This is a genomic window from Prosthecobacter sp. (assembly GCF_020439865.1).
Taxonomy (GTDB): domain Bacteria; phylum Verrucomicrobiota; class Verrucomicrobiia; order Verrucomicrobiales; family Verrucomicrobiaceae; genus Prosthecobacter.
In genome coordinates this window covers 66,247-91,241 of sequence record NZ_JAGRPF010000113.1, presented here as the reverse complement: position 1 = coordinate 91,241, position 24,995 = coordinate 66,247, and the positions used below count along the sequence as shown (strand labels likewise).

Here is a 24,995-nt window from a genome sequence, read left to right as displayed (position 1 = left end):
CCGATGAAGCATCCCTTCAGTTCTGCGAACGATCCGACGCTCCTCTACCTGTTCGGCGGCACCCTGGGGCTGCTGATTATCGCCTCGGTCATCGGCTGGGCGCTGGCGAAGAGGGCATCGTCCGACGCCGCGAAGGTGACGATGATGAATCTGAACGCGCGCACCAGGGCATGGTGGGGAATGGTCGCAGTCTTTGCGGCGGCTCTGGCGGCCGGGAATGTCGGCACGACCGTGCTCTTCGGGTTGTGCTCGTTCATGGCGCTGCGGGAGTTCATCACGCTCACGCCGACGAAACCGGGCGACCACCGCACACTGTTCTGGGTGTTCTTCATCATCACGCCGCTGCATTACTATTATCTGGCCACGCAGTGGTACGGCATGTTTCTCATCCTGATCCCCGTCTATGCCTTCCTGTTTGTGCCGATGCGCACCGTGCTGGCCGGTGACTGCGAGCGGTTTCTCGAACGCACGGCAAAAATCCAGTGGGGGCTCATGATCTGCGTCTATTGCATCAGCCACGCTCCGGCGATTCTGTGGCTCGATCTGCCCGCGTTGAATGGGCACAACGCGAAGCTGCTCTTCTGGTTCGTCGCCATCGTGGAGATGAGCGACGTGATGCAGTACGTGTGGGGCAAAACCTGCGGCAGACGAAAAATCGCGCCCAACGTGAGCCCGGGCAAAACGTGGGAAGGCTTCATCGGCGGCGGTCTGACGACCATGGCGCTTGGCGCAGCGCTGTGGTGGGCCACGCCGTTCACGATTGCTCAGGCGGCCGGCATGGCGGCGCTTGTCGTGATCATGGGTTTCGCAGGCGGCCTTGTGATGTCCGCGATCAAACGTGACCGCGGCGTAAAGGACTGGGGCGGCGCCATCGCCGGCCACGGCGGTTTCATGGACCGGCTCGACTCGCTCGCCTTCGCCGCGCCGGTTTTCTTCCATGTGACGGGGTATTTCTTCCGATGAACGCCGCATGCGCATCACGCGGCAAACAGCGCTGTTCCTGATCCTGATCGGTGCCGTCCTGCGGTTGCGCGGATGTGCGATCTTTGGTGGCAGCATGGCGGCGACACCATTCGGTGCTGGCGACTCTGAAGAGGTGGCCATGAAAAAACTGGAACTGGTGGCCGAGAGCATGAAAGAGGCCTCACAATCGTGGGACTTGAGCTGGTGGTTTCTGGGGGCAGGCGTGGCATTGCTTTTTCGATCACTGTTCTGGCAAAAGGCAAACCAGGCCCGGCATGGCCTGAAGAGTCTGGAACGACGTCACGCCAAGTCTCGCAGACGCCGCTGAACGGAAAGCCCCGGAGTGTTTCGGACGTTGTTCACGTCCCACATGAACAGCCGACTTCTTTTTGCCCTTGTCCTCCTGCCGCTCGCAGCATCCGCCGCGACGAAGCTGGACTTCAATCGCGACATCCGGCCGATCCTCAGTGACAACTGCTTTGCCTGTCATGGCTTTGACGCGAAGAAGCGGAAGGCGGATCTGCGGCTGGATGTGCCGGAAGGTGCGTTCACGGCCATCGAAGGCGCGTTTCCGATCAAGCCGGGCGACGCGGACGCGAGCACGATCATCCAGCGCATTCTCTCGCATGATGAAGACGACGTGATGCCGCCGCCGGACACGAACAAGAAGGTGAAGCCGGAGCAGGTCGAGATCTTGAAGCGTTGGATCAAGGAAGGTGCGCAGTACAAGAAGCACTGGAGCTTTGAAGCGCCGGTCAAAACGGCTCCGCTGCAGGTCAAAGGCCCCGTCAGCAATCCGATCGATGCGTTCATTCAGGCACGGCTGACGGAAGAAGGACTTGTACCTTCGCCGGAGGCTTCGAAGGAGACGCTCATTCGCCGTGTGACGCTCGATCTGACCGGTCTACCGCCGACGCTCGCGGAGATCGATGCATTTCTCGCCGACACGAGTCCGGACGCGTACGAGAAAGTCGTGGCACGGCTGCTGAAGTCCGAACGCTACGGCGAGCACATGGGCCGCTACTGGCTGGATGCAGCGCGTTACGCAGACACGCACGGCCTGCATCTCGACAACGAGCGCAGCATGTGGCCCTACCGCGACTGGGTGGTGCGCGCGTTCAATGCAAACCTGCCGTATGACCAGTTCACGATCTGGCAGCTCGCGGGCGATCTTTTGCCGAATGCGACCGTGGACCAGCAGATCGCGTCCGGGTTCAATCGCTGCAATGTGACGACGAGCGAAGGCGGATCGATCAACGAGGAGTTCATCTATCGCTACGCCGTGGATCGCACGGACACGACGATGGCGGTGTGGATGGGCCTCACTGCCGGTTGCGCGGTGTGCCACGATCACAAATTCGATCCAATCTCGCAGAAGGAGTTTTACTCGATGTATGCCTTCTTCAACAGCGCCGCTGATCCGGCGATGGATGGCAACATCCTGCTCACGCCGCCAATCCTGCGCCTGAGCAGCGCCGAGCAGAAGAAGCAGCTCGCTGACATCGATCAAAAGATCGCCGCCGCCGAGACGAAGATCCGCGAAGCAATCAAGACGCTGAACTACGTCGATCCCGCCACCGTGCAGCCGCCACCTCCGGTGCAGACGAGCGAAGTGGTGTGGTTTGAAGATGCCTTCCCCGCCGGAGCGAACGTGGGTGTGGCCGGTGCGCCAACGGAGTTTGTCACGAAGGACAAAGGCCCGGTCTTCAGCGGCAATGCTGCGCTCAAACGCACCGCGACCGGTGTGGCGCAGGACTTTTTCGCCAACGGCGGGAAGTTTGAAGTTCCGCCGAACGGCAAGATCAGCGTGCAGTGTTTCATTGATGAAAAGAACCCGCCGAAGGCCGTCATGCTGCAGTTCCACACCGCGGGCTGGAACAACCGCGCCGTGTGGGGCGAGGAAGGCGCGATCCCCTTTGGCAAAGTGCGCACGCCTGAACGCGTGATGATGGGCAAACTGCCCGAGGCCGGCAAATGGGTGAGGCTCGAAGTGTCGGTGGAAAAAGTCGGTCTCAAGCCCGGCATGAAGATCACGGGATACGCCTTCACGCAATTCGGCGGCACGGTGTACTGGGACCGGCTGGCGATGAGTTCGCGCGTTGATCCCGCGAAGGATCCGCAATGGTCGTGGAGCAAATGGATCGAACGAAATCAGGGCAAGCGCGTGGCCGAACTGCCGAACGACCTGCAAACGCTCGTGCGTGGCAAGAAGCCCGCCGAGTGGTCGAAGAAGGATGCGGAACGTCTGCAGGAGTGGTGGTTTGAAAACGAGTATCAAGGCGCCCGCAGCCTTGTGGAAGGATCGCGCGGCGAGAAACTCGCGCTCGAGTCACAGAAGAAGGCGCTGGACGCCGTGATTCCCGCCACCTTCGTGATGGCTGATCTGCCGGAGAAACGCGAGAGCTTCGTGATGGAGCGCGGCCAGTATGACAAGCCGAAGGACAAGGTCACACGCGGCACGCCCGCCATCTTCCCTCCGCTGCCGACGCAACCCGAATACACCCGCATCGATCTCGCGAAGTGGCTCGTGAGTCCGCAGCATCCGCTGACCGCCCGCGTGCAGGCCAACCGCCTCTGGCAGCAGTTCTTCGGCATCGGTCTCGTGAAGACGAGCAACGACTTCGGCTCGCAAGGCGAACCGCCGAGCCATCCCGAACTGCTCGACTGGCTCGCCGTCACCTTCCGCGAGAGCGGCTGGGACATGAAGGCCTTCGTGCGGATGATCGTCATGTCGCACACCTACCGTCAAAGCGCGGAGCATTCCGATCTCGCCGTCCAGAAGGACCCGGAGAACCGCCTGCTCTCCCACGGTCCGCGCTTCCGGCTCGATGCCGAGGAAGTGCGCGATCAGGCCCTGTTTGTGTCCGGTTTGCTCAGTCCAAAGATCGGCGGCAAGGGCGTGCGCCCGTATCAACCCGAGAACATCTGGGAGCCCGTAGCCTTCGGTGGAAGTAACACAAAGAACTACATCCAGGATCACGGCGAGTCGCTCTACCGTCGCAGCTTGTACACTTTCTGGAAGCGCACCGCACCGCCGCCGAACATGACGTCCTTCGACGCGCCGAACCGCGAGAGCTACTGCCTGCGCCGCGAGCGCAGCAACACTCCGCTGCAGGCGCTCACGCTGATGAACGATATCCAGTTCTTCGAGGCCGCGCGGAATTTCGCCCAGCGCGTGATGCAAACCAACGCCAGCACCGACGCACGCATCACCGCTCTCTTCCGAACCTCCACCGGCCGCTTCCCGACCGCCCAGGAAGCCGAGATCATCCGCCAGGACTTCGAAAAGCACCTCGCCAGCTACACCGCGAAGCCTGAGGAAGCGAAGAAGGCCATCAGCTACGGTGAGTCGAAGCCCGATGAGAAACTCAATCCCGCCGAGCTCGCCGCATGGACCATGGTGGCGAATCTGGTGATGAATCTCGACGAAGTGGTGACGAAGGGGTGATCCCAATCAGCCTTCAAACTCCGTCTCCCGATCCGCTGACGAAAAGCAGATCACCATCTCGGCATCCACGCCATCCAGCGCCCGCGCATTGTGCCATTGGCCGGCGGGAATCGAGATCGTGTCGCCGGGATTGAGGAGAAACTTTTCGTCGCCAAGACTGTGTTCGAGACGCCCGGAAAGCAGGTGCAGAATTTCATCACAGTTCGGATGGCGATGACGCGGGTTGGTCTGATCCGCCGGGATGATCACGCGGCCAAAAGTCATCGTCGTCGAGTTGCCCATCTCACGCGACGCCAGCCAGGTGAGTTTTCCCCACGGCTGGTCGATCAGGATGCCTTCAGCAAAGGTGCGGACAGGAGAGGAGTTCATGGCGGGCACGACGATTCCCCTGCACACACGTTTGGCGACTGATTTTTGGGTTCTGTGAGGGAGGTAAGTTGTTTGTAAGGCGGCGCCTCGTGCATTGCTTCCAAGTATTGAAACTCTATCGTGACAGCGTTCGCAGTTTTGAAAGCCAAACGCACCCTGTCATGCCTTCTGCATCACCCATTCCCCGGTTCCAGCGCTCATCCTCCGGTGCGCTGCTGAAGTTCATGGCAGCGGCCCTTTTGGGACTGACCGCAGTCTCGGGAATGGCGGCGCAGTTGCCGGCCTATCGCAGCCTGTTTGTCGATCAATCGCTGCAGCCCGACGCCCGCTCGCTTGCCGCCTTCGACCTCTGCATTCTCCACCCGCATGCCGAACTCGACATGGAGCCCGGTCATGCGCAGGGAAACCACTTCTTCGCGCTGCTGGACGTCGCTCACGTGCGCACCGGAACGCGTGCCGCACTCCTGACGGCAGACCGTCAGGTTTCTTCTAAACCCTCCGCCTCAGACGAGCGCGTGCGCATTGTCGATCCCACGGATCCGCAGTGGATCGCCTGGGTGGTCGAAGCGCTCGCCGATCCGGCGGCCAAAAAGGGATTCGACGGCTATGTCCTAAGCCTTGGTGAAGAAGAGTCGAACCCCGCCGCACGCGCGGCTGTGCTGAGTCTCGCCGCCACGCTGCGCCAGCGTTACCCCGACAAGCACCTTCTGCTCGATCTCCGCGTCGGTCTCGGCGTTCAGGCCGTTCACATCGCCGACGGTTTCCTCGCCCTAGGTGTTTACACGCGCGAAGGCAGAAACGGATCGGTGGACTGGAACCCGATTGCGGAAACACAGCGTCTCTCACGTCTGATCCGCACCGTTCAATTGCAGAGCATGCGTGTCTTTGCCGTCGATTACGCACCTGCTGACGACCGCACCGCCTGCCGCGAGGCCGCGCAACGCCTCACCAGCATGAGCACCCTCCCGTTCATCACCACACCGGCGTTGGATGGCGTCAATCTCGGTCCGCTGGAGGAAGTCTCCCGCCGCGTGCTCGTGCTGCACGGCTGGGATGAAAAACACGTGGGCCAGAAGGCCCCCGCGCCGCAGACCACCACAACTTCCCGTCTGCTGCGCCAGCCGCTCGAGTGGCTCGGCTGTGAACTCGACTTTCGCAATGCCAGCGGCACCGACTTCCTTCCGCAGGACCATTCATTCGCCGCCGTCGTTCTCGACTCCAGCCTCGTCCTCAGTGCCGCACAGCAGCGCACCCTGGCCGCCTGGTTGCCTTCCCTGAAGGCTCGAAACATTCCTTTGCTGCTCACCGGCATGCCTTGGACGGACAGCGCCGCACGACAGCACGCGGTGCAGCATCTTGGCCTCGGCGGACGCGCCCAGCCCGCTGAAGGTCTGGTCAAAACAAACGTCGCAGGCACGGACTCCGCCCTGCTGCGCGCCAACACGAAGATCACCGCCCGAACGCTCGGTTTTCTCGACCTCGAAGCACCGGCCGACGCACACATCGTGCTCGCTCTGCATGGTCAGGACTCGCTGGGAACTCGGTATCGTTTCGACCAGGCCTTCCTCACGAACTGGGGTGGTGCATGGATGGATCCGGCCGCAGGCGCCGCCGGTCCACAGATCGACCTCCCGGCCTTCCTCGCGCAGTGGCTCGGAGCCGATCGCAGCGCTCCTGCTCCCGACACCACCACCCGTGAAGGCCGTCGTGTGTTCTTCAGTCACATCGACAGCACCGGCTTCTCCACTCCTTCGACGCTTCCGGGGTTCCCTCTCTGCTCCGAAGTCATGCGCGACCGCATTCTCGACCGCTTCCTGCTGCCGGTGACGGTTTCCGTGTGTGAGGCCGACATGCGCGCCTGGCTGCCCGGCCAGCAGGCCACCGAAGCCGCGCGTCTCGAGCACATCGGCCGCAGCATTTTCGAAATGCCGCAGATCCAGGCCGCCTCGAACTCCTTCACGCGTCCGTCGCAGTGGACCGCCGGCATGGCCATCAGCAGCACGCTCAATGACCGGGCGCAAACAACGCGCCGTGACATGGAGCGCGAGATCGCCGGTTCGATGAGCTACATTCATCGACGTCTGCTGCCGGTGGGCAAAGACGTCAATCTCATGCTCTGGCCCGCGAATTCGACCCCGTCGCCTGAAGCCCTGCGCTACTGCCGTGCGATGAGCATTGAGACGCTTCCTGGCACATCCGGTGCCGACGCAGTCGCCGCGGCCCCCGGCTCCCGCTCCGTTCGCCTGGAGCCCGTCGCCATCCGTTGCTCGTTCGCCGATGCGCACACCGAGCAGGGCATCGCCACGCTGGAAAAAGCCTTCAACGCATGCGCAGGCGAGCCCCTCCATGCCATGACCGCCGCCGCCTATGCCGCAAGCATTCGCGACGCACACCAAACCCGCATCCTGCGTGCCGGTGCGGACCATTGGATCATCCTGAATGCAGGCGACTGCCGCACACTGCGCCTGCCAGCCGCTGCGGGCGTGCCGGACATGGCGCGCTGCCGGGGCGTGTCCGGCTACAATGTTCATCAGGGCCAGCTCTACATCCACACCATGGGTGCTGCGGGGACTGAACTCGTTCTCACGAAGGACAATCCGTCACAGCATCTTCATCTCGTCGAAGGCAGCACGTCGGTCGAGTTCATGGAGCTCGCTTCACGCCGTGCCACCGTTCAGGTGCGCGATCTGCGTCCGGTGGAACTCGTCTTTGGCGGCTTTGAGCCGCGCGGCCAGTGCGCCTATCTCGAAAACGGCCGCCCCTACACCGCGCATGCCGATGCGAACGGCATCGTGCACCTCGAGGTCGCCTGCCGCGCCACTGTCTCCCTCCAGTCCCTGCCTCCCGCCACCCAGGCTGCGATGCGCTGATCTTTTCATCCTTTCGACGCTCTCATGTCACGCAACTCCCGCCAAATCAGCCTGCTCATACTCTCCTACACCGCTCTGGCAGTTACCTGGGGCTGGCGCCTGCATGCAAACGATGGCGTGTCATCCGAAGACACCTCTTCGCTCGACGCCACCCGAACCGAGATCGCAGCCAGCCTCGCACAAGCGCCGAAGCACCTGCAACAGCCCGCGGTCCTTCAGCTCGCCACACTTCCAGATCGAGAAATGCGCGCCCTGCAAACCTGGCAAAAGGCCATGCCCGAACAGCGAGTGCGCCAGCTCACCGTGCAGCAGGGGCCCGTGCATGCGCCATGCGCACTGAACACCGCCCTGCTCTTCGTGGAGCTCACACGCGCAGACGCACCGCTGATCGACGACAGCCGCCTCTTCATTTCCGCGTCCGGCGAGCGTCTTGAGGAACAGAACAAGATCGAAGCCCTCGAGCTGCTCGGTTCCCAGGCCCTGGAAAACCACGAGCTCAACCTCGCCGTCGAAATCCACGAGCGCGCCTGCGAGTCTCCGGCCGCCACCTGGGAAAACATTTTGCGTCTGTCCGAAGCCGCACGCCTCGCCCGTCGTCCCGCTGCAGCATTGCGGGTCGTCAATGTCTGGCTCGATGCGTCGCAAACGCGTCTCACCGAAAGTCAGCGCGAAGACGCGCTCGATCTCCAAGTCACGCTGCTGCTCGAAGGCACCCGGTATGCCGAGGCCAGCCGCATCGTGCTCGATGAACTGCGTTCGTTGAAAGCAAAAGAGCCCATTCCCGAGCGCCTCATGCAGCGGGCCCTGCTTGCCACCCAGACTGCCGGGGAGGCCGCCGAACTCCTCCCCTGGATCGAACGCCAGCTTCGCACATGTCCCGATCACCGACGCTCGCTCAAAGAACTGGCCGCGACGAAAAGCCCCAACGCTGGCTATCTTCGCTGGCTGAATGAAGGCGCCTGCATCGCCGACCGCGCCAGCCAGACGAGCATCGCCTGCGAGCTGTTCTTCCGACTCGCCGCCCTCGGTGAAACACGAGTGCTCGCCCGCCTGCACACGCTTGCTCCTCAGATCGGTCGTGGAAGAGAACTCACGGAACTGATGACCGGTCTCGGCGCCCGCTTCACCGCCTTGCAGCTCGCTCAGGCGCTCGCAGATGGCAATGCCCCCGATGCAGCACGTAATCTCCTCGCCGCTCACCTCCAATCATCCGCCACTGATCGCGAAGGCTGGCGTCTGCTCACCGAAATCGACATCACCCTGCGTGGCGAGCCCTCCGCAGCCATGCTCTGGGAGGCGTTCCTCAAACGCTTCCCTGGCGATGTCCCCGCCTTGCAGCAGCTGGCGCAGCGGCAGATCGCCGCCGCGCAATATCTCCAGGCTCTGCGCACACTGCAGAAGATTCCCCGCGAACACCTCGACGAAGCCATCCTGCGCCGCATCGCCGACCTGGCCATTCAGTTGGACGACATCCCCGCCGCGCATCTCTCTCAGCAGCTTCTCGTCGAATCCTCCAAAAATCCCGCGGTTGGTGATGTCCTCGCACTCGCCGGCATCACGCTGCAGCACCCGGACATCGTCACCGCACAGGCCGCTTTGACCGAGGCCATTGCCAGACTCCCCGCCCAGACAGACTTTCATAAAGGTCTCACCGCCACACCTCGGACCAGTGAAGCCACACACTTCAGCACAGCGGCAGAGGCAAAGTGAAGACCGTGGTTGATTCGTTGCGAGGTGGCATCAGGTTCACCGCATGAATCTGCGTCACGCCCTCCTGCTTCTCGTCCTTGTTTTCACAGCCGGAGGTTGCAGCACGCTTCCGCAGGACGAGCACGGCCGCCGTCAGGTTTACGAGCGCCGTCTGCGCAGCCTTGAGCTTCCCGTCACCCGCGCACGGCTCTACAAAACCCTGCGTCCTGCATCACCGTCGCGACCGACGGGCGATGTCGGCTCCGGTCTGCTCACCGGCAGCGAATTCTATCGCCTCGATGACATCTTTGTGGTCGAGATGTCCGTCGTTTACAAGGCCGTGGCAGGAATGGACGACTATCTCAATCCCGCCCCCACTATCGGAGGCCAGGTGCGCAGCATCCTCGATGCGACGCAGAGCATCGACAACTTCATGAACCGCGGCACTCCGGAGCATCCTGCCGACATCATCCGCAAGGCGCGCATCGTGAAACGCCCCGTAGTCCGCTACTGATCCGTCGGTCAGCCGTGCTTCTTGATGATCTGAATGAAGTCCGGCAGGTATTCCTTCGCTTTCTTTTCACCCACCCCGCGAATCTTCAATCCCGCCTCGATTGTCTTCGGCTTCAGCCGCGTCATGAACTCCAGCGTCTGGTTGCTGAAGATGATGTAGGGCGGCACGCCTTCGGACTCCGCCACCGCAGTGCGATGACGTTTGAGCTTTTCAAAAAGCACATCGTCGAATCCGAGCTCCTTCGCGGCGAGTTCCTCATTCATCGCCGTCTTTCCTTTGGGCTTTGTCATCGGCTCGTGCATCGAAGGCCAGCGCATCTTCACATTCTCGCCGGTCTTCATCACCTGGGCACCGCGTGAGGTGAGCGTGACCTTCGGATACTCGCCTGTACTCGTTTCGATGAGGCCGAGTTTTTCGAGTTCGGAAAACAGCGGATGCAGCGCCTGCGTGCCGACGTTCTTGAGCAGGCCGTAGGTCGTGAGCTGGTCGTGGCCGGCATCGACGATCTCCTTCGACTTGCTGCCAACAAGCATCTGAATGATGCGGCCTTTGCCAAAGCGGCCCTCCCAGCCGCCTGCGTGCTTGACGGACATGCGGGCGATGCCGCTGAGCGCCTGGCGCAGCATCGTGACTTCGTCGGGCGTTCCTTCACGCGGCGGTTGCACACCTTCGGCTTTGCACACGTCGCAGGTGCCGCAGGGCGCGCTCTCTGTCTCGCCGAAGTAGCGAAGAATCTGCTCCTGACGACAGGCCTTGTCATCGTAGCACAGCTCGATCATCGCCTTGAGCTTCGAGCGGTCGCGGCGGTCTTTTTCGCGCAACGCTTCGAGATCGAACTCCAGGTCGCGCGTCAGGACATTTGGCTGCAGCAGCCGCGTGCCACGGATGCGCTTCCCGGGAATGTCGAATCGCTCAATGTAGCCGTTGCGTGCGAGATGGCTGAGAGCGGATCCAATCGCCATGCTGTTCTTCGCACCGGATCGGTCGGTGATGTCATCAATCGACGCCTGCACCTCGTGGTTGGAGTCGGCGGTGTTCAGCAGCGTCTGATAGACGTTGCGAATAATGTCCACGCCCGGGTTGTTGCCGTCGATGAAGAATTCCTGCGTCCGGGTGTCAGCGAAATTGAAATACAGCTCACACTGTGAAGGCTCGCCGTCGCGTCCGGCGCGACCGGCTTCCTGATAATAGGCCTCCACACTGCCGGGAACGTCGAAGTGAACGACAAACCGCACGTCCGAGCGGTCGATGCCCATGCCGAAGGCATTCGTGGCCACGGCGACATCGGCTTTCTTCGTGATGAACTTCGTTTGGCGCGACTCACGCTCCTTGTCGTCGAGCCCGCCATGATATTCGATCACCTTCAGCTTCCATGAGCGCAACTCCTCGCCGACTTCCTCGACGCGTTTGCGCGTGGAGCAGTACACGATGCCCGTCTTGTATTGGGCGATCGTCTTTTTGAGACGGTCGTATTTGTCACCGTTGTTTTTCGTCTGCACGATGTGCAGGCTGAGGTTCGGCCGCTCGAAACCGCGAATCGTGACAAACGGATCACGCAGCGCGAGCGTCTTCAGGATGTCCTCACGCACTTCCGGCGTGGCGGTGGCGGTCAGGGCGACGACCTGCGGGCGGTCGAGCCGTTCCAGCGCCTCGCCCAGCCGCATGTAATCGGGCCGAAAATCATGGCCCCACTGCGAAAGGCAGTGCGCCTCATCGACTGCGAAGAGGGCAATCTGCACCTGCCGCAGTGCATTCGTGAACGTGCGGCTGCGGAAACGCTCCGGCGCGACATAGACGAGCTTGTAGTCGCCACGCCGCAGCGCTTCGATGCGCTCCTGCTGCTCGCCGAGCGAGATCGAGCTGTTGATCAGCGTGGCCGGAATGCCGCGTCGTTCGAGCGCATCCACCTGGTCCTTCATCAGCGCGATGAGCGGACTCACCACCACGGTCACACCTTCCATCACCATGGCGGGAAGCTGGTAGCAGAGCGATTTGCCGCCGCCCGTGGGCATGATCACCATCGTGTCACGGCCGCCCAGAATGCTCGCCATCACCGTTTCCTGGCCATCGAGGAACTCGCGAAAGCCGAAATACTTCTGCAGCGCCAGTTTGGCGTCATGGATCGGCGTGGAGTCGGCGGCTGGAAGAGGTTCGGACACGAGCAGCGCATCATGAATGCGTTGGGGGATTCCTCAACCGTGCATGCTCAATGCTCGTCCTTCTTCTGTGCCGTCTTCTCAGGCAGTGACGGATCAAAACCAAGCGTCTCACCCGCAGCTCGCAGGCACTTCACGATGTTGGCCTCTTCAAAATCCAAGGCATCCTCCAAACCGAGCCCTGTGACCTTGGGGAGTTTTTCAGCCTTGTGTGCGCGCACCATCATGAGCGTGCGGGCGAGTTCGGTGCCTGGCTTGTTCGGGAAAGTGGCCCAGTAACCGGGTTTTAGGCAGGGAATGTCCAGCGGATCGCGCGTGATCATCTCCAGATGGTAACCGATTTGCGGGTTTGCCTTGTCGAGAACGGTGATCATGCGTGGGAGATCGAGCATGCCTTCGCCCAACGGCACTTCGGAGAGCAGAAATCCGGTGGGCGTCTCCTGCACGGCCATGTCTTTGATATGCGTCGTCACAGCATAGGGCGCGAGCGTTTCGACGACCTGCATCGGATCTTCAAGCAGCGCGATGCTGTTCCCCGTGTCCACACAGGCGCCGATATGCGGACTGCTGAGACGTCCAAGTATCTCCGCGAGTTCGGCGGCGTGGAAATCCTTGTGATTCTCGATGCCGATCCGTACCCGCTGCCTCCGAGCGATCGGCTCGGCGTGCTGCATGGACTTGAACGCGCCATCCTTGAAGTGCTTGAACCCCTCCAAGGTGGTAAAAAGCTCATAGCGCCGCCCGCCGGTGGCGGACCGGAAGATCGTGGCGCCCGCCTCCTTGGCGATGCGCAGTTCGTTTTCGAAACGCGCCACATCGTTCTCGTTCTTCGGCAGCGTGATGCTGCCTTCGAGCTGCATGCGGTAGGATTCACAGGTAGCGCGCACTTTGCCCGCAAACTCGCTCGTCCAACCGTTCACCGGGATCTGCAGCGCACCGACTCCGAGATCCCGCACATGATCCAGCACATCGAGCGCATGCTCAAAGGGCGGATACTTGAGGTTCGAGTATTTCCCCTTCCACCGCTTCCCATAGGAATGAATGACAATGCCCATCCGCTTCCCGCGCAACACCGCCGAAGCCGGCAGCACGGCGGCAAAAGCAGCGGCGGAGGTCATAAAAGCGCGTCGGTTCATGGAGGTGAAGGAACGCAAGTGGAGGGAGAATCATTTCTCCCTGATGCATTCAAGCAGCCTTCCTACCTGAATCGCGATTTACGATTTCAAATTTGAATTGATCAAACGTGAATAATTACCTCACCACTCCACCCACCCATTCCGGCTGTCGCTTCGCGAGACATTCGGAGAGCCAGCGGACGAGGTCGGCGACGGAGTCGTGCTTTTTGCGCAGGGCGTTGAGCGCAGGCCAGTCGATCCCATTGCGAGGCGTGGGAAGCGTGATTTTCTGGATGCGCAGCAAGGTGTGCACCGCCTCGAACTCGGCGGCGCTCATGGCGCGGAGCTCCTTGGCGGAGGGAAGCTCATCGAGCTGGGAAAGCGGGATGCCAAGGCTGCTGATGCCGACGCCGAACTGATGGCCGAGGCTGCGCAGGGCATCGACAAGCGCCTCGTCATTCAATCCTTCGGCGAAGACGATCTCGCTCTGCAGCGTCCAGCGCGTGGCGCTGAGGGCCTGGAAGAAGTCGGCGCTGAAGTTTTCGATGGAGACGTTGAGCTTGAGCCGAATACCGCTGATGCCGACCTCGGGTCCGCCGAGATGACGGCGAAGATCGAGCATGGCGGCGTCAAAGCGCGGCGCTTCATCGCTGCCGGCGTCGAGATCCCAGTCGGCGACGACGAGGTCGGGGATGTCCCACTCGCCCTCCATGCTGGGGGCGCCGCTGCTGTTGCGGTTCAGCAGGAAAGGATAGCGCGAGCGCTGGAGGCAGAGCCGCTCATAGATGGCGACCATGCGCAGGTAGCGGGACCAGCATTGATCGCTCTCGGTCTCGCCGTCGAACAATCCCTGGCGGGTGGCACCGTTGCTGCCACCGCTGGTTTTCTTCTGCCGCTGGTAGTAGCCCTGCCCCTGATCCACCTTCGCGATGGGCGAAGTGGGATCGTAGCTGAGGATGGAAAAGTGGTAGCGCAGGGTGGCGTCGCTGTAGCCTTCACCGAGACGCAGACGCACGAGGCGGATGAGTTCGGTGCCCTTGATCGAGTCCGCGGGATCATGCGGCAGGATCTCAGGCAGAAGTTGTCGCAGTTGTTCGCGCAGGTTCATCTGTTTAAGATTTTAACAGCATGCCGGAGCAACGGCGCTCTCGTCAACAACAGAAACGCATCAACCGTGCCGTTCTTCGCGGATGCTGTAGCGCGTGCGGCGGCTGTTGAGCCAGCGCACGCCGAACATGTCCATCGTGGCGCGCAGCGCACGGTTGCCGAAGCCGTATTTGCTCACGCCGTGAATGCGCGGACGATGGTTCACAGGCATTTCGGTGACGCGCCAGCCCATGTTCCGAATGAGCGCGGGAATGAAGCGGTGCATGCCATTGAAGAGCAGCAGCGCCTCGCGGCAGTCACGACGCATGACTTTGAGCGTGCAGCCGGTGTCGCGCACGTGGTCGCCGACGAAACGCGAGCGGACGAAGTTGGCGATGCGGCTCTGCAAGCGCTTGAAGGTGGTGTCCTTGCGCTTGGCGCGGTAGCCACACACGAGGTCGAATCCCTCCTCGAGCTTCGCGATCATCGCCGGAATGTCGGCGGGGTCGTTTTGCAGGTCGCCGTCGAGCGTGACGATGACATCGCCTTTCGCACTGTGGATGCCTGCATGCATGGCGGCACTTTGTCCGCTGTTCTTTTCAAAGACGATCACACGAACTCGATCGCCAGGCTTCACACGAGCCAGCGTCTGATCCTTGGAACCGTCATCGACGAGCACGAGTTCGTAATCGCGACCGATCAGTGCGGCATCGATCTGCTGCTGCATCTCCACGACATTGTCCTCCTCATTATAAAGAGGCACGACGACGGAAATGGCGGGCGAGGCGGACATGTGCTGGCAAAAAGGGCGTCAAGAGTCGGGCTTCCGACCATGGTGGCAAGCGAAGATTTTCAGCCAGCGCACCTCGTTCCCGGCATGCATGATGCGGGCGACGGAGAGCACCTCAAAGCCCTCGAACCGCGCCCTCACCGCCTCCGGCGGCTCGACGGCGTCGAAGTCATCGGTGACAAAGATCGCACTGCGGCCGGTGAAGGCGCCCAGATCGTCCTGCACAGATCTCACGGACTCGGTTTGACCGAGATAGTGGTCCAGTTCGACGGCGAGAGGCCAGTCGCTGGCAAGGACGAACCAGGACTCCCTGCCCTCCGCCTTTTGGAGCACACCGGCGACGAGCTTCGCGCTCTCACGCCAGCCACGCATGGAACTGGAAGGATCCGCGGAAACGATGCGCAGGTAGTCCGTCGCGATGCCGGACCTCTGCGAGAAGCGCCATGGCAGACCGAGCGTGCGCGGAAGATCCGTCTGCAGCAGGAAGGCGCTCTGCAACGCGGCGAGCACGATGGCGATGGTGCGCAGGCTGATCTTTTCCTCGACGGCGATGCGGTCTGTCACCATGCCGCGATGGGCGAGGAGCATCGCGCCGAAGAGCGTCCACACCGCGCCGCCCATGTCCGGCCAAGGTTCGTTCGGGCCGTAAAGAAAATCGATGCCTGCCAGCGGCAGCAGCATCGCCAGCGGCAGACTGCGGTGAGACATCAGTGTCGCTTGGGCAAATCCCGCGCGTGCGGCGATCACGAACAATCCGAGCAACAGAGGCGAGGCCAGCACGATCCAGCGCAGCAGATTTGGAATCAGCCGCCACTCCGGCAGACAGCGCCCTGAGCTGAAAAACGGCCAACCATTTCCCCACTGCCAGATGAACCAGCCCAGCACCGCCACGAGCCACGCTGCGACGATCACGACAAACCCCGAACCATGCAGATGATGCCGCAGCCGCTTCGGCAACGCGAAAACCAGGGCCACCGCAGCCATCGTCGAAAGAGCGGGCGGCTGCACCAGCACCGAGCCCATCACACATGCGGCCGCAGCCCACCAACCCCAGTGCAGCGGATTCGCATGCAGCAGTGCGATGCGTAGGCACAGCGCCGCCACAGGAACCAGAGCAAACATCACCGTCGCCGGCGTCAGCGTCACGGCGGCGAGGTTGAAGGCCGGCAGCACATTGACGATCACCACCGCCCAGCCCGCGATTTGCTCATCAAAAAGCCCGCGCATCAACCGCCAGATCGCGAGTGACGCCGCCAGCGCGAGCAGCGGAGCGAAAAACCTCACGCCGAATTCGCCTTCGCCGCCGAACAGCATGCCCAGTCGGGCCAGTAGGGGCACTAGCGGTCCCATTTCGAAAAAACTGCCAATCTGCCCATGCTTCACGCGAAACACCGCCAGCGCCTCGTCCGGCGAGAGTTCCAGCGTCGGCAGCAGCGCCCAGCGCCAGAGCGTGAGCAGGCCCAGGGCGGCGAAGAGAAAGCGCTGGCGCTGCATGGTGGTTGAGCGCATTGAATAGAGGACGCCGCCCGCATGTCAAAGTGTCGTCTCCAACCCTCCCACTCTTATGAAACGTCTCTTCCTGCTTCCGCTGCTGCTCGCATCCCTCGTGCGTGCCGAAGACGCCAAGCCGAAAACGGCCGAGGAAATCCTCCGCATCGTGCGCCTGAGCTACGCGCTGCAGAATCACAAGATGAACGGCCAGCTTCGCGACGATGCCACCGGGCGTGTCGAACCCCTGACGCTCACGATGGAAGACCGGGTCATGCGTTTTCTTTTCAAAAACCCTCCGCCGGAGATCGTCCACCTCGACCTGAACACCGAGCCCGCCACGCTTTATCAGGTGCGCCAGGGCGGTTCTTCGGTGGTGCCTGCCGGCCAGCATGGTGACAAGGTTCGCGGCATGGAGTTCAACTACGAGGATCTCTCCCTCGCCTTCCTCTACTGGCCACGTCCACAGCTCATGGGTGAAGGCCGTGTCAGCGGACAGAAGTGCTGGATCGTGCGTGTCACCAACCCGAGCCGCGAGGGCCCCTACTACGTGGTCGATCTCTGGGTGCATCAGGGCAGCGGCGGCGCGGCGAAAATGGAAGCCTATGACCGGAACAGCAAGGTGGTGAAACGCTATCAGGTCACCAAGGTGCAGAAAGTGGACGGAGCCACGACTTTGAAGGAACTGCGGATCGAATCCCTGAATCCCTTCAATGGCGACGTCAAAGGACGCACCTACATGACGCTGGACGACCCCGTGAAGAAGTGACGCGACGCATGGAACCGCCGCGCAAGTTCAATCCGCATCCCTTTGCCTATCATCAGGAGCTCGACGTTCGGATCGAGAACCTCACCAACGAAGGTGCCGGCGTGGCCCGCGTCGATGGCTGGGTGGTCTTCATCCCGTTCACGCTTGCCGGTGAGCTGGTGAAGTGCCGTGTCTTCCGCAATCACAAGAACTACAGCGAGGCGGATCTCGTCGAGGTGCTGGAACCGGCACCGAATCGTGTCGCGCCTCAATGTACTCTCTTTGGTCAGTGCGGCGGCTGCCAGTATCAGCACCTCGCGTATGCGGAACAGCTTGAGTCGAAACGCTGTCAGGTGGCCGAGTTGCTGAAACACATGGCGAAGATCGAGCATCCGGTGCGCGTGGTCATCCCCTCACCCGTCGAATACGGCTACCGCTCCAAGATCACGCCGCACTTCCATCGTCCGAAGAGTGGCGGCATCGGGGCCATCGGCTTCCTGCGTGCGCGCACTCGCAACGCGATGGTCGATGTTGAACATTGCCCCATCGCGATGCCTGAGCTGAACGCGCAGCTCGCCGCCGTGCGCGAGCGGGCGCGTGCCAACGCCGACGCCTTCAAAAACGGCGCCACGCTGCTCATGCGCGCCGCGAAGAACGGCGTCCTCACCCGCAACGATGAAATCGCCGTTGAAGACGTGGATGGTGTCCGCTTCGAGTTCCAGGCCGGCGACTTCTTCCAGAACAATCCCTTCATTCTGCCCAAGTTCGTCCGTCACGCCATCGACGAAGCGAAGGCCACCGGCGCGAAATATCTCGTCGATGCCTACTGCGGCAGCGGCCTCTTCGCGATTTGTGGAGCGCGCGACTTCGAGCAGGTCATCGGCGTCGAGATTTCCGAAAGCGCGGTCAAAAAAGCCGCGCACAACGCCGAGATCAACGCGCTCACCAACTGCCGCTTCATGGCCGCCGATGCGCAGCACGTCTTCCAGGACGTGCCGCACGCCGGAGGCGACACCGTCGTGCTGATCGATCCGCCGCGTGCCGGATGCAGCCCGGAGTTCCTGCAGCAGCTCTTTGCCTTCGGCCCGAAAGGAGTCGTCTATGTCTCCTGCAATCCCGCCACGCAGATGCGCGACCTCGTTCTCTTCACCGAAGCGGGCTACAAGCTCGGCACCGTGCAGCCGTTCGACCTCTTCCCGCAGACGAAGCATCTCGAATGCGTCATGACGCTCAGCCGATGAACCGCTTCGAATTCGCCACCGCCCAGCGCATCGTCTTCGGACGCGGAACGGTGCGCGAACTGCCGAATCTCTGTGCCAGCTTTGGTCAGCGAACCCTGCTCGTGACCGGCAGCCGCCCGCAACAATGGGAAACCCGGCTGCCGCATGCCGGCATCAAATCGATTCGCGGCGAGCCAACCGTCGAAGACATCCAAAGCGGAGTCGAACTCGCGAAACAACTCAACGCCGACGTCATCGTCGCCATCGGTGGCGGCAGTGTGGTCGATGCGGGCAAGGCCATCGCCGCCATGAGCACTCAGCCGGGTGATTTGATGCGCTACATCGAAGTCATCGGCGAAGGCAAACCGCTCGAAGCCTCGCCGCCGCCCTTCATCGCCGTTCCGACCACCGCAGGCACGGGGGCCGAGGCCACACGCAACGCCGTCATCGCCAGTGAGCAGCACCGCGTGAAGGCCAGCCTGCGACATCTCTCGATGCTGCCGTGCGTCGCCTTGATCGATCCGGAACTCGCGGTCGATGTCCCGCCGAACGTCACAGCCGCCAGCGGCATGGATGCGCTCACTCAATGCCTCGAAGCCTTTGTCTGCTCGCGTGCGCAGCCGATGACGGATGCGCTGTGCCTCGACGGCATTCAGCGCGCCATCCGTTCGCTCGAACGCGCGTTCCAAAACGGCCACGATCTCGATGCGCGCGAAGACATGGCGCTCTGCGCCCTCAACAGCGGCATCGCTCTCGCCAACGCCGGTCTCGGTGCCGTGCATGGCTTCGCCGCGCCGATCGGCGGCATGTTCCACGCGCCACACGGTGCCGTCTGCGCAGCGCTGCTCGCTCCGGTTTGGGAAGCGAATGCAAAACGCGTATCGAACCGCACCAAGTTCGATCAAATCGACGCGATGCTCGGCAGCGACGCCGTTTCCTGGCTCCATGCACTCACCGCACGTATGCAAATCCCCAAACTCAGCGCCTGGGGCATTCAGGCAGCCGATCTCGATGAAATCGCGCGCAAAGCCGCCGCCGCGAGCAGCATGAAGGCCAATCCGATTTCGCTCACGCATGACGAACTGGTCACGATCTTGAAAGCGGCTCTGTGAAAGTTGACCGCCCTTCTCTTCGCTTTAACAAACCCCACCATGAAATCCTTCCGCCTCAAACGCCTCTTCAACGCCAAGTCCAACCGCTGCTTCGACGTCGCCGTCGATCATGGCTTCTTCAATCAGGCCGGTTTCCTTCAGGGCATCGAAGACATGCGCAAGGTCATCGAGGTGCTCGTCGATGCCGCACCGGATGCAATCCAGCTCACCCTCGGCATGGCGCGCCATTTGCAGGAGATTCCGGGCCGCGAGAAACCCAGTCTCGTGCTTCGCACCGACGTAGCGAACATCTACGGCAAGACGCTGCCTGAAAACCGCCGCTTCAGCCTCATGATCGAGGACTGCATGCTGCAGGCCGTGCGTTATGACGCCGCCTGCGTGTGTGTGAACCTCTTCCAGATTCCCGGCGCGCCCGAAGTGCATGCCGAGTGCGTGGAGAACATCCTCAAGCTCAAACCGCAGGCCGATTACTACGGCGTGCCGATGATGGTCGAGCCGCTGGTGTTCCAACCGAATGAAAAAGCCGGCGGCTACATGGTCAATGGCGATGAAACGGCCATCACCTACCTCGTGCGTCAGGCCGTCGAACTCGGCGCGGACATCATCAAGGCCGATCCGACCGACGACGTGAGCCGCTATCACAAGGTGATCGAAGCCGCCTCAGGCATTCCGGTGCTTGTGCGCGGCGGCGGTCGTGTGAGCGATCGCGAAATCCTCGAACGCACCCAAGGTCTCCTCGAACAGGGCGCTTCAGGCATCGTCTACGGCCGCAATGTCATCCAGCATCCGAATCCGAAAGGCATCACCCGTGCGTTGATGGCCATGGTGCACGACGGAGCGAGCGTGGACGCTGCGCTGGCGATGGTGAAGTAAGACGCGCGGACAAAAAGAAAGCCGGGGCTGCTTTCGCAAAACCCCGGCCCCGCTCGTTGTTGGTTGCGGTGATTATTTGATCTCGCCGGCGAAGCCCGCGGCATTCAGCGCGGCAGCCAGCTCAGATTTGGTGAATTCGCCTTCGACGGTGAAGGAGGTCGCCTTGGAAACAATGTCGTGCTTGGTGATGCCGGAAACCGTTGCCACGGCCTTGGCGGCGGCGGTTTCGCACTTCTTGCAGCAGAGATGCACGCCGGAAACGGTGGCCTTTGTCATCTTGGTCTCAGGCGTGGTGGATGCTGGAGCGGCGGCGGTCTCCTGTCCTTCGACCTTGCCGAAGTAACCAGCGGCGATGATCGCCTCGACGGCTTTCATGGCATCACCCTTCTTCTTGGTGGTGATGGTGGCGGTGCTGCTTTTTTCAGGCAGATCGATAGTAACGCCTTCGCCAACACTCGTGCCGGCTTTAACGATGCCTTTGGCGCAACTGCCGCAGCAGTTGTGCAAACCGGTCATGGTGAGGGTGGTCTCGGCACGCGCGACGGCGGCCAGAGCGAACAAGGAGAGCAGAGTGAGTAGCTTCATAAGCGAACTCTGAGACGATACGACAACTCTGTTTCTTTGCACAAACTAATTTTTAACGACGAATCGCGGTCATGAATCCGCGTGCGACGGCGGTGTCATGATAGTCGCCGGGATCGAATCCGGCTTCATCAAGCAGTGCAGAGTACTCGCCGGTGCTGTAGCATTTGCCCTGCGTGGAATGCATCAACAAGCATGAGTACTCAGCCACATGCAGCGGACCGTTCTTCGTCGCGTTGATGAACGCATCGTGAATAATGAGCAGTCCGCCAGCAGGCAAAGCGGCATGCGAAACGGCGAGCAGCTTCTTTACTTCCGGCACGCCCCAGTCGTGCAGCACGTTCGAAAAGAGATGCACGTCGCATCCTGACGGCAGGCCATCAAACATGTTGCCGGTCGCCACACTCACACGATCCGCACAGCCGCGCTCCTCGATCAGTTTGGCAGCGATGCGGTCCACCGGCGACTGATCAAACGCGACGGCCTTCAAGTGCGTGTGCTGCGCTGCGATCGCACACGCGTAGATGCCGCTGCCCGCTCCGATGTCGAGCAGGCAGGAGCGTCCGGCGAGATCGAGCTTCTTGGCCAACGCCTGCGAGAGATAAAGCCCGCGGCAGTCCATCGCGGCGGTGAACTTCCGCGCGAAGTCCTCCTGCTCCATCGCCTTGTGCCAGTCGAACGCCGCCTTGTCGCCACTCCAGCCCGCGGGCTTGTCGGTCTTGAGCACTTCGAAATAGTCTCGCGCGATGGGGCGATCATGCAGCGATGCATAATAAGGACACACATCCCACACCGAGCCCGCCCGCAGATGCTCCTGCGCCGTCGCCGTGGCATGAAACGTGCCGCTGCGATCCTCCACCCAGCCATTGGCCGCGAACAATGTCAGCATCGTGTCCACCGGCCGCTCTCTGAAACCAAAGTGGTCGCAGATGCCCGCCAGCGATGAAGGATTCGCCGCCAGCCAGGTGAAGAAATCAAATCCCAGCGCCGCCGTGATCATGTCCACCGCATAGAGGCTGTCGCGATAGCGGTAGATGTTGAGAGGGTCAGTCGCGGGCGCGGAGGTGAGGTCGTGCGGCATGGTGGGGCGAAGATTCCGAGATCGGGCCGGAAAGAAACGGAAGAAATGAAAAAGAGTTCCGGCACGCGCCCCGTTGACTTGCCTCCCAACTCCTGACAGCATCGCGCCGCCATGTCCACTCCCGCACCCAAGCTCTCCACCACTCACTGGCTCATCATCATCATCGCCAGCATCGGCTTCCTCTTTGACACCTATGAGCTGCTGATGACGCCGCTGGTCGCGGCGCCGGCAATCGCGGAGCTTCTGAAGCTGCCGATGAACAACCCCATCGTCACGAGCTGGGTCGGCAGCCTGCTGTGGATCGCAGCGCTGTGCGGCGGTGTATTCGGCCTGCTGGGCGGCTGGTTGGTGGACCGGTTTGGCCGCAAGACCATCATGGCGGCGAGCATCTTCATGTACTCGTTCTCGCCGTTCGCGGCGGCCTACTCGACCTCGATCGAGATGTTCGTATTCTTCCGCAGCACCACCTTCATCGGTGTGTGCGTCGAGTTCGTGGCAGCGATCACCTGGCTGGCGGAAGTGTTCGAGGACAAGAAGCAGAAAGAGAAGTGGATGGGCATCACGCAGGCCTTTGCATCCATCGGCGGCGTCTTTGTGACCATGGTCAGTGTTTGGATCACCAAACACGGGGCGGACATGCCGCACATCGGACTGCCGGCCGGCCTTGGATCCAATGATCCGTCCACCTGGCGCTACCTGCTCATGACCGGCATCCTGCCGGCCCTCCCGATCGCAATCCTGCTGCCGTTTGTGCCGGAATCGAAGATCTGGAAAGACCGCAAGGCCGCCGGCACTCTCAAGCGCCCAAGCTTTGGCGCTCTGTTCGCACCCGAGCTGCGCCGCGTTACACTGGTGACCGCCGCGCTGTCCGCGTGCGCTTATGGCATCGCTTTCGGCGCCTTGCAGGTCACCGTGGCACGCGTGACACCCGGTTTGCCTGAGCTCAAGCAGGAAGCCAAGGCGCTCGCCCCGCTGCGCAAGGCTGGCGAGGACCTCAACACCCAGCTCAACGCGCTGATCGATAAAAAAGTGCCGCCGACGGATCCGGCCCGTGTGGCCTTGGTCGGACAGATCAAAGAGAACTTCGGCCAGCAGAAGCCGCTCAATGACAAGGTGAAGGAGATGGCGAACACCGTGCAGTTCCATCAGGAAATGGGCGGCCTCATGGGACGAATCGCGCTCGCGATCCTGCTCATCATCGGCATCAGCCGCGTGGCCTTGCTCAAGATCTTCCAGATTCCGGCGCTGATCGTTCTCCCGGTTACCTATTTCTATTTCTTCCACCAGGGAGGCCAGGGTTTCCTCTGGGCCTACGGCATCTGCGGATTCCTCACCGTCGCGCAGTTCAGCTACTTCGGTGAATACCTGCCCAAGGTGTTTCCAATGCATCTGCGCGGCACGGGCGGCAGCTTCGCCACCAATGTCGGCGGACGCATGATCGGCACGAGCATGGCCTTCGTTACAACGAACCTCGTCGCTCCGATGCTCGCCGGCAGCGGACCGCTGCTTCCTCTGCACGTCGCGAAAGCTGCGGGCATCGTCGCCAGCGTGATCGTGGTGGTCAGCTTCCTCTTCGGCTTCCTGCTGCCGGAACCGAAGGCTGAGGAAGGTTGAGAGGGTGATGAAGGCCCTGCTTGACCGCCTGTTTTTCGGAATCCTGCTGTTTTGCTGGTTTGTGACGTTGTTCATGTCACAAGCCTCGTCTCCCAATTACCAAACCTTGTTTTGGCGAGTGATGCCATTCGCAGCGGCACACATCGCTCTGGTCATTTACTTCATCGTACGAACCAGTGGTATCAAGCCGTGGCTCCTTGCATTTTTCTCGGCACCAGCCGTGATCTCGTTTCTCGATATGACCTGCCGGGTTTGGCTCCATGTTCGGCTGCTTTAAGCAGAATCCACTGACACGCTAAAGCGTGAACAACGTACCGGCCTCATCGCGTACTCATGCCGCCATGATTCGATCCTTCCTCACTCTCGTCGCCTGTCTCGCCGCATTCACCCTCCACGCCGAAAACAAAGACGACGGCAAGCTGCGCATCATTGTCTTTGGAGCGCATCCGGATGATGCGGAGTACAAAACGGCCGGCACCGCGGTGAAGTGGGCGCGACTGGGGCATCACGTGAAGCTGGTGTCAGTGACAAATGGCGACATTGGACACTGGAAGGAAGCGGGCGGACCGTTGGCTCTGCGCCGTGCCGCGGAAGTCAGAGAATGTGCAAAGAAGCTCGGAGTGACCTCGCAGGTGCTCGACATTCACGATGGCGAATTGATGCCGACGCTGGAGAACCGCAAGCTCATCACTCGTGTGATTCGCGAGTGGAAGGCAGATATCGTCATCGCCCATCGCCCGTGGGATTATCATCCGGACCATCGCTATGTCGGTGTCCTCATGCAGGACGCGGCCTTCATGGTGGCGGTGCCGTTCATCTGCCCGGACGTGCCGCCGCTGAAGAAAAACCCGGTGTTCCTGTATTCGAGTGACGGTTTTCAGAAGCCCTACCCCTTTACCCCGGACATCGCGGTCAGTGTGGACGATTCATTCGAGCAAAAGCTCGATGGCATCCACGAACTGACTTCCCAACACTATGAAGGCGGCGCCAACGGCTCGGAAGAGCATGTGAAAAGCGTTCCGCCTGCCAGCGACGAAGCAGGGCGCCGCGCCTGGCTCAAACGCCGTTGGGGTGCACGTCAAAGCAGCGAGGCGGAGAAGTATCGTGACCTGCTGATCAAGTTCTACGGCCCTGAAGCGGGCAAAGCGGTGAAATACGCTGAGACCTTCGAGGTCTGCGAGTATGGCCGTCGTCCGACGATGGAGGAGATCAAGAAGCTGTTCCCGTTTTACGGGGCGAAGTGAGACCGGTGGGTTTTACAGTGGCAAAACGTGCGG

General features: G+C 61.5%; 21 protein-coding genes. 13 read left to right on the top strand and 8 right to left on the bottom strand.

What is annotated here, in order from left to right; genetic code table 11:
- Positions 1–3 precede the first annotated feature (3 nt).
- Genes KDL09_RS13260 through KDL09_RS13250 form a run of 3 tightly spaced genes read left to right on the top strand, consistent with a single transcriptional unit; the run spans position 4 to position 4,411 of the window.
- A complete protein-coding gene (locus tag KDL09_RS13260; RefSeq protein WP_294385805.1) occupies positions 4–963 on the top strand; it encodes a phosphatidate cytidylyltransferase in 960 nt (319 codons plus the stop codon).
- Positions 964–970: 7 nt separating this feature from the next.
- Complete coding sequence (locus KDL09_RS13255; RefSeq protein ID WP_294385802.1) at positions 971–1,291, top strand: hypothetical protein; 321 nt, start codon at positions 971–973, stop codon at positions 1,289–1,291.
- A 42-nt stretch (positions 1,292–1,333) separates the two neighbouring features.
- A complete protein-coding gene (locus tag KDL09_RS13250; protein ID WP_294385799.1) occupies positions 1,334–4,411 on the top strand; it encodes a PSD1 and planctomycete cytochrome C domain-containing protein in 3,078 nt (1,025 codons plus the stop codon).
- Positions 4,412–4,417: 6 nt separating this feature from the next.
- Here KDL09_RS13250 and KDL09_RS13245 read toward each other — a convergent pair whose 3' ends face one another.
- On the bottom strand, positions 4,418–4,780 hold the full coding sequence (locus KDL09_RS13245) for a cupin domain-containing protein (RefSeq protein WP_294385796.1): 363 nt from the start codon (positions 4,778–4,780) through the stop codon (positions 4,418–4,420).
- 161 nt (positions 4,781–4,941) lie between these two features.
- Here KDL09_RS13245 and KDL09_RS13240 point away from each other — a divergent pair, with 161 nt between their 5' ends.
- From KDL09_RS13240 to KDL09_RS13230, 3 genes are read left to right on the top strand one after another with little or no spacing between them, the layout of a single operon-like run.
- Positions 4,942–7,650, top strand: coding sequence for a hypothetical protein (locus KDL09_RS13240; RefSeq protein WP_294385794.1), 2,709 nt, complete (start codon positions 4,942–4,944; stop codon positions 7,648–7,650).
- 24 nt (positions 7,651–7,674) lie between these two features.
- Positions 7,675–9,360: a hypothetical protein gene (locus KDL09_RS13235; protein WP_294385792.1), complete on the top strand. Its 1,686-nt coding sequence runs from the start codon at positions 7,675–7,677 to the stop codon at positions 9,358–9,360.
- A gap of 43 nt (positions 9,361–9,403) precedes the next feature.
- Positions 9,404–9,853 (top strand): hypothetical protein, encoded by a 450-nt coding sequence (locus KDL09_RS13230; RefSeq protein WP_294385789.1) that lies wholly within the window; start codon positions 9,404–9,406, stop codon positions 9,851–9,853.
- Positions 9,854–9,861: 8 nt separating this feature from the next.
- Here KDL09_RS13230 and KDL09_RS13225 read toward each other — a convergent pair whose 3' ends face one another.
- From KDL09_RS13225 to KDL09_RS13205, 5 genes are all read right to left on the bottom strand, one after another.
- Positions 9,862–12,012: a RecQ family ATP-dependent DNA helicase gene (locus KDL09_RS13225; protein WP_294385785.1), complete on the bottom strand. Its 2,151-nt coding sequence runs from the start codon at positions 12,010–12,012 to the stop codon at positions 9,862–9,864.
- Positions 12,013–12,059: 47 nt separating this feature from the next.
- Positions 12,060–13,145: a TIM barrel protein gene (locus KDL09_RS13220; protein WP_294385783.1), complete on the bottom strand. Its 1,086-nt coding sequence runs from the start codon at positions 13,143–13,145 to the stop codon at positions 12,060–12,062.
- A gap of 115 nt (positions 13,146–13,260) precedes the next feature.
- On the bottom strand, positions 13,261–14,232 hold the full coding sequence (locus tag KDL09_RS13215; protein ID WP_294385780.1) for a hypothetical protein: 972 nt from the start codon (positions 14,230–14,232) through the stop codon (positions 13,261–13,263).
- Positions 14,233–14,292: 60 nt separating this feature from the next.
- The gene (locus KDL09_RS13210) at positions 14,293–15,003 is read right to left on the bottom strand and encodes a glycosyltransferase family 2 protein (RefSeq protein ID WP_294385777.1); all 711 of its coding nucleotides are present in this window, start codon (positions 15,001–15,003) and stop codon (positions 14,293–14,295) included.
- A gap of 18 nt (positions 15,004–15,021) precedes the next feature.
- Positions 15,022–16,509, bottom strand: a complete 1,488-nt coding sequence (locus tag KDL09_RS13205) for a glycosyltransferase family 39 protein (protein WP_294385773.1) — start codon at positions 16,507–16,509, stop codon at positions 15,022–15,024.
- Between the two features lie 55 nt (positions 16,510–16,564).
- On the opposite strand from KDL09_RS13205, the gene KDL09_RS13200 reads away from it, so the two are divergent.
- From KDL09_RS13200 to KDL09_RS13185, 4 genes are read left to right on the top strand one after another with little or no spacing between them, the layout of a single operon-like run.
- A complete protein-coding gene (locus KDL09_RS13200) occupies positions 16,565–17,257 on the top strand; it encodes an outer membrane lipoprotein-sorting protein (RefSeq protein ID WP_294385770.1) in 693 nt (230 codons plus the stop codon).
- A gap of 8 nt (positions 17,258–17,265) precedes the next feature.
- Positions 17,266–18,477, top strand: coding sequence for a class I SAM-dependent RNA methyltransferase (locus KDL09_RS13195; RefSeq protein WP_294385767.1), 1,212 nt, complete (start codon positions 17,266–17,268; stop codon positions 18,475–18,477).
- On the top strand, positions 18,474–19,568 hold the full coding sequence (locus KDL09_RS13190; RefSeq protein WP_294385764.1) for an iron-containing alcohol dehydrogenase: 1,095 nt from the start codon (positions 18,474–18,476) through the stop codon (positions 19,566–19,568). Before KDL09_RS13195 ends, KDL09_RS13190 begins: the two co-directional genes overlap by 4 nt.
- A gap of 39 nt (positions 19,569–19,607) precedes the next feature.
- A complete protein-coding gene (locus KDL09_RS13185; protein WP_294385762.1) occupies positions 19,608–20,441 on the top strand; it encodes an aldolase in 834 nt (277 codons plus the stop codon).
- A 72-nt stretch (positions 20,442–20,513) separates the two neighbouring features.
- On the opposite strand, the gene KDL09_RS13180 is transcribed toward KDL09_RS13185, so the two are convergent.
- Together KDL09_RS13180 and KDL09_RS13175 are read right to left on the bottom strand one after the other, a co-directional pair.
- Complete coding sequence (locus KDL09_RS13180; protein WP_294385759.1) at positions 20,514–21,026, bottom strand: hypothetical protein; 513 nt, start codon at positions 21,024–21,026, stop codon at positions 20,514–20,516.
- Positions 21,027–21,078: 52 nt separating this feature from the next.
- Positions 21,079–22,104, bottom strand: coding sequence for a methyltransferase (locus KDL09_RS13175; RefSeq protein WP_294385757.1), 1,026 nt, complete (start codon positions 22,102–22,104; stop codon positions 21,079–21,081).
- A gap of 111 nt (positions 22,105–22,215) precedes the next feature.
- Between KDL09_RS13175 and KDL09_RS13170 the strand changes: the two genes are divergently transcribed.
- From KDL09_RS13170 to KDL09_RS13160, 3 genes are all read left to right on the top strand, one after another.
- Positions 22,216–23,718, top strand: a complete 1,503-nt coding sequence (locus KDL09_RS13170; RefSeq protein ID WP_294385754.1) for an MFS transporter — start codon at positions 22,216–22,218, stop codon at positions 23,716–23,718.
- A 7-nt stretch (positions 23,719–23,725) separates the two neighbouring features.
- Entirely contained in the window at positions 23,726–23,995 is a 270-nt protein-coding gene (locus KDL09_RS13165; protein ID WP_294385753.1) for a hypothetical protein, read from the top strand.
- Positions 23,996–24,059: 64 nt separating this feature from the next.
- Complete coding sequence (locus tag KDL09_RS13160) at positions 24,060–24,962, top strand: PIG-L family deacetylase (RefSeq protein WP_294385751.1); 903 nt, start codon at positions 24,060–24,062, stop codon at positions 24,960–24,962.
- The last annotated feature ends 33 nt before the right edge of the window (positions 24,963–24,995 follow it).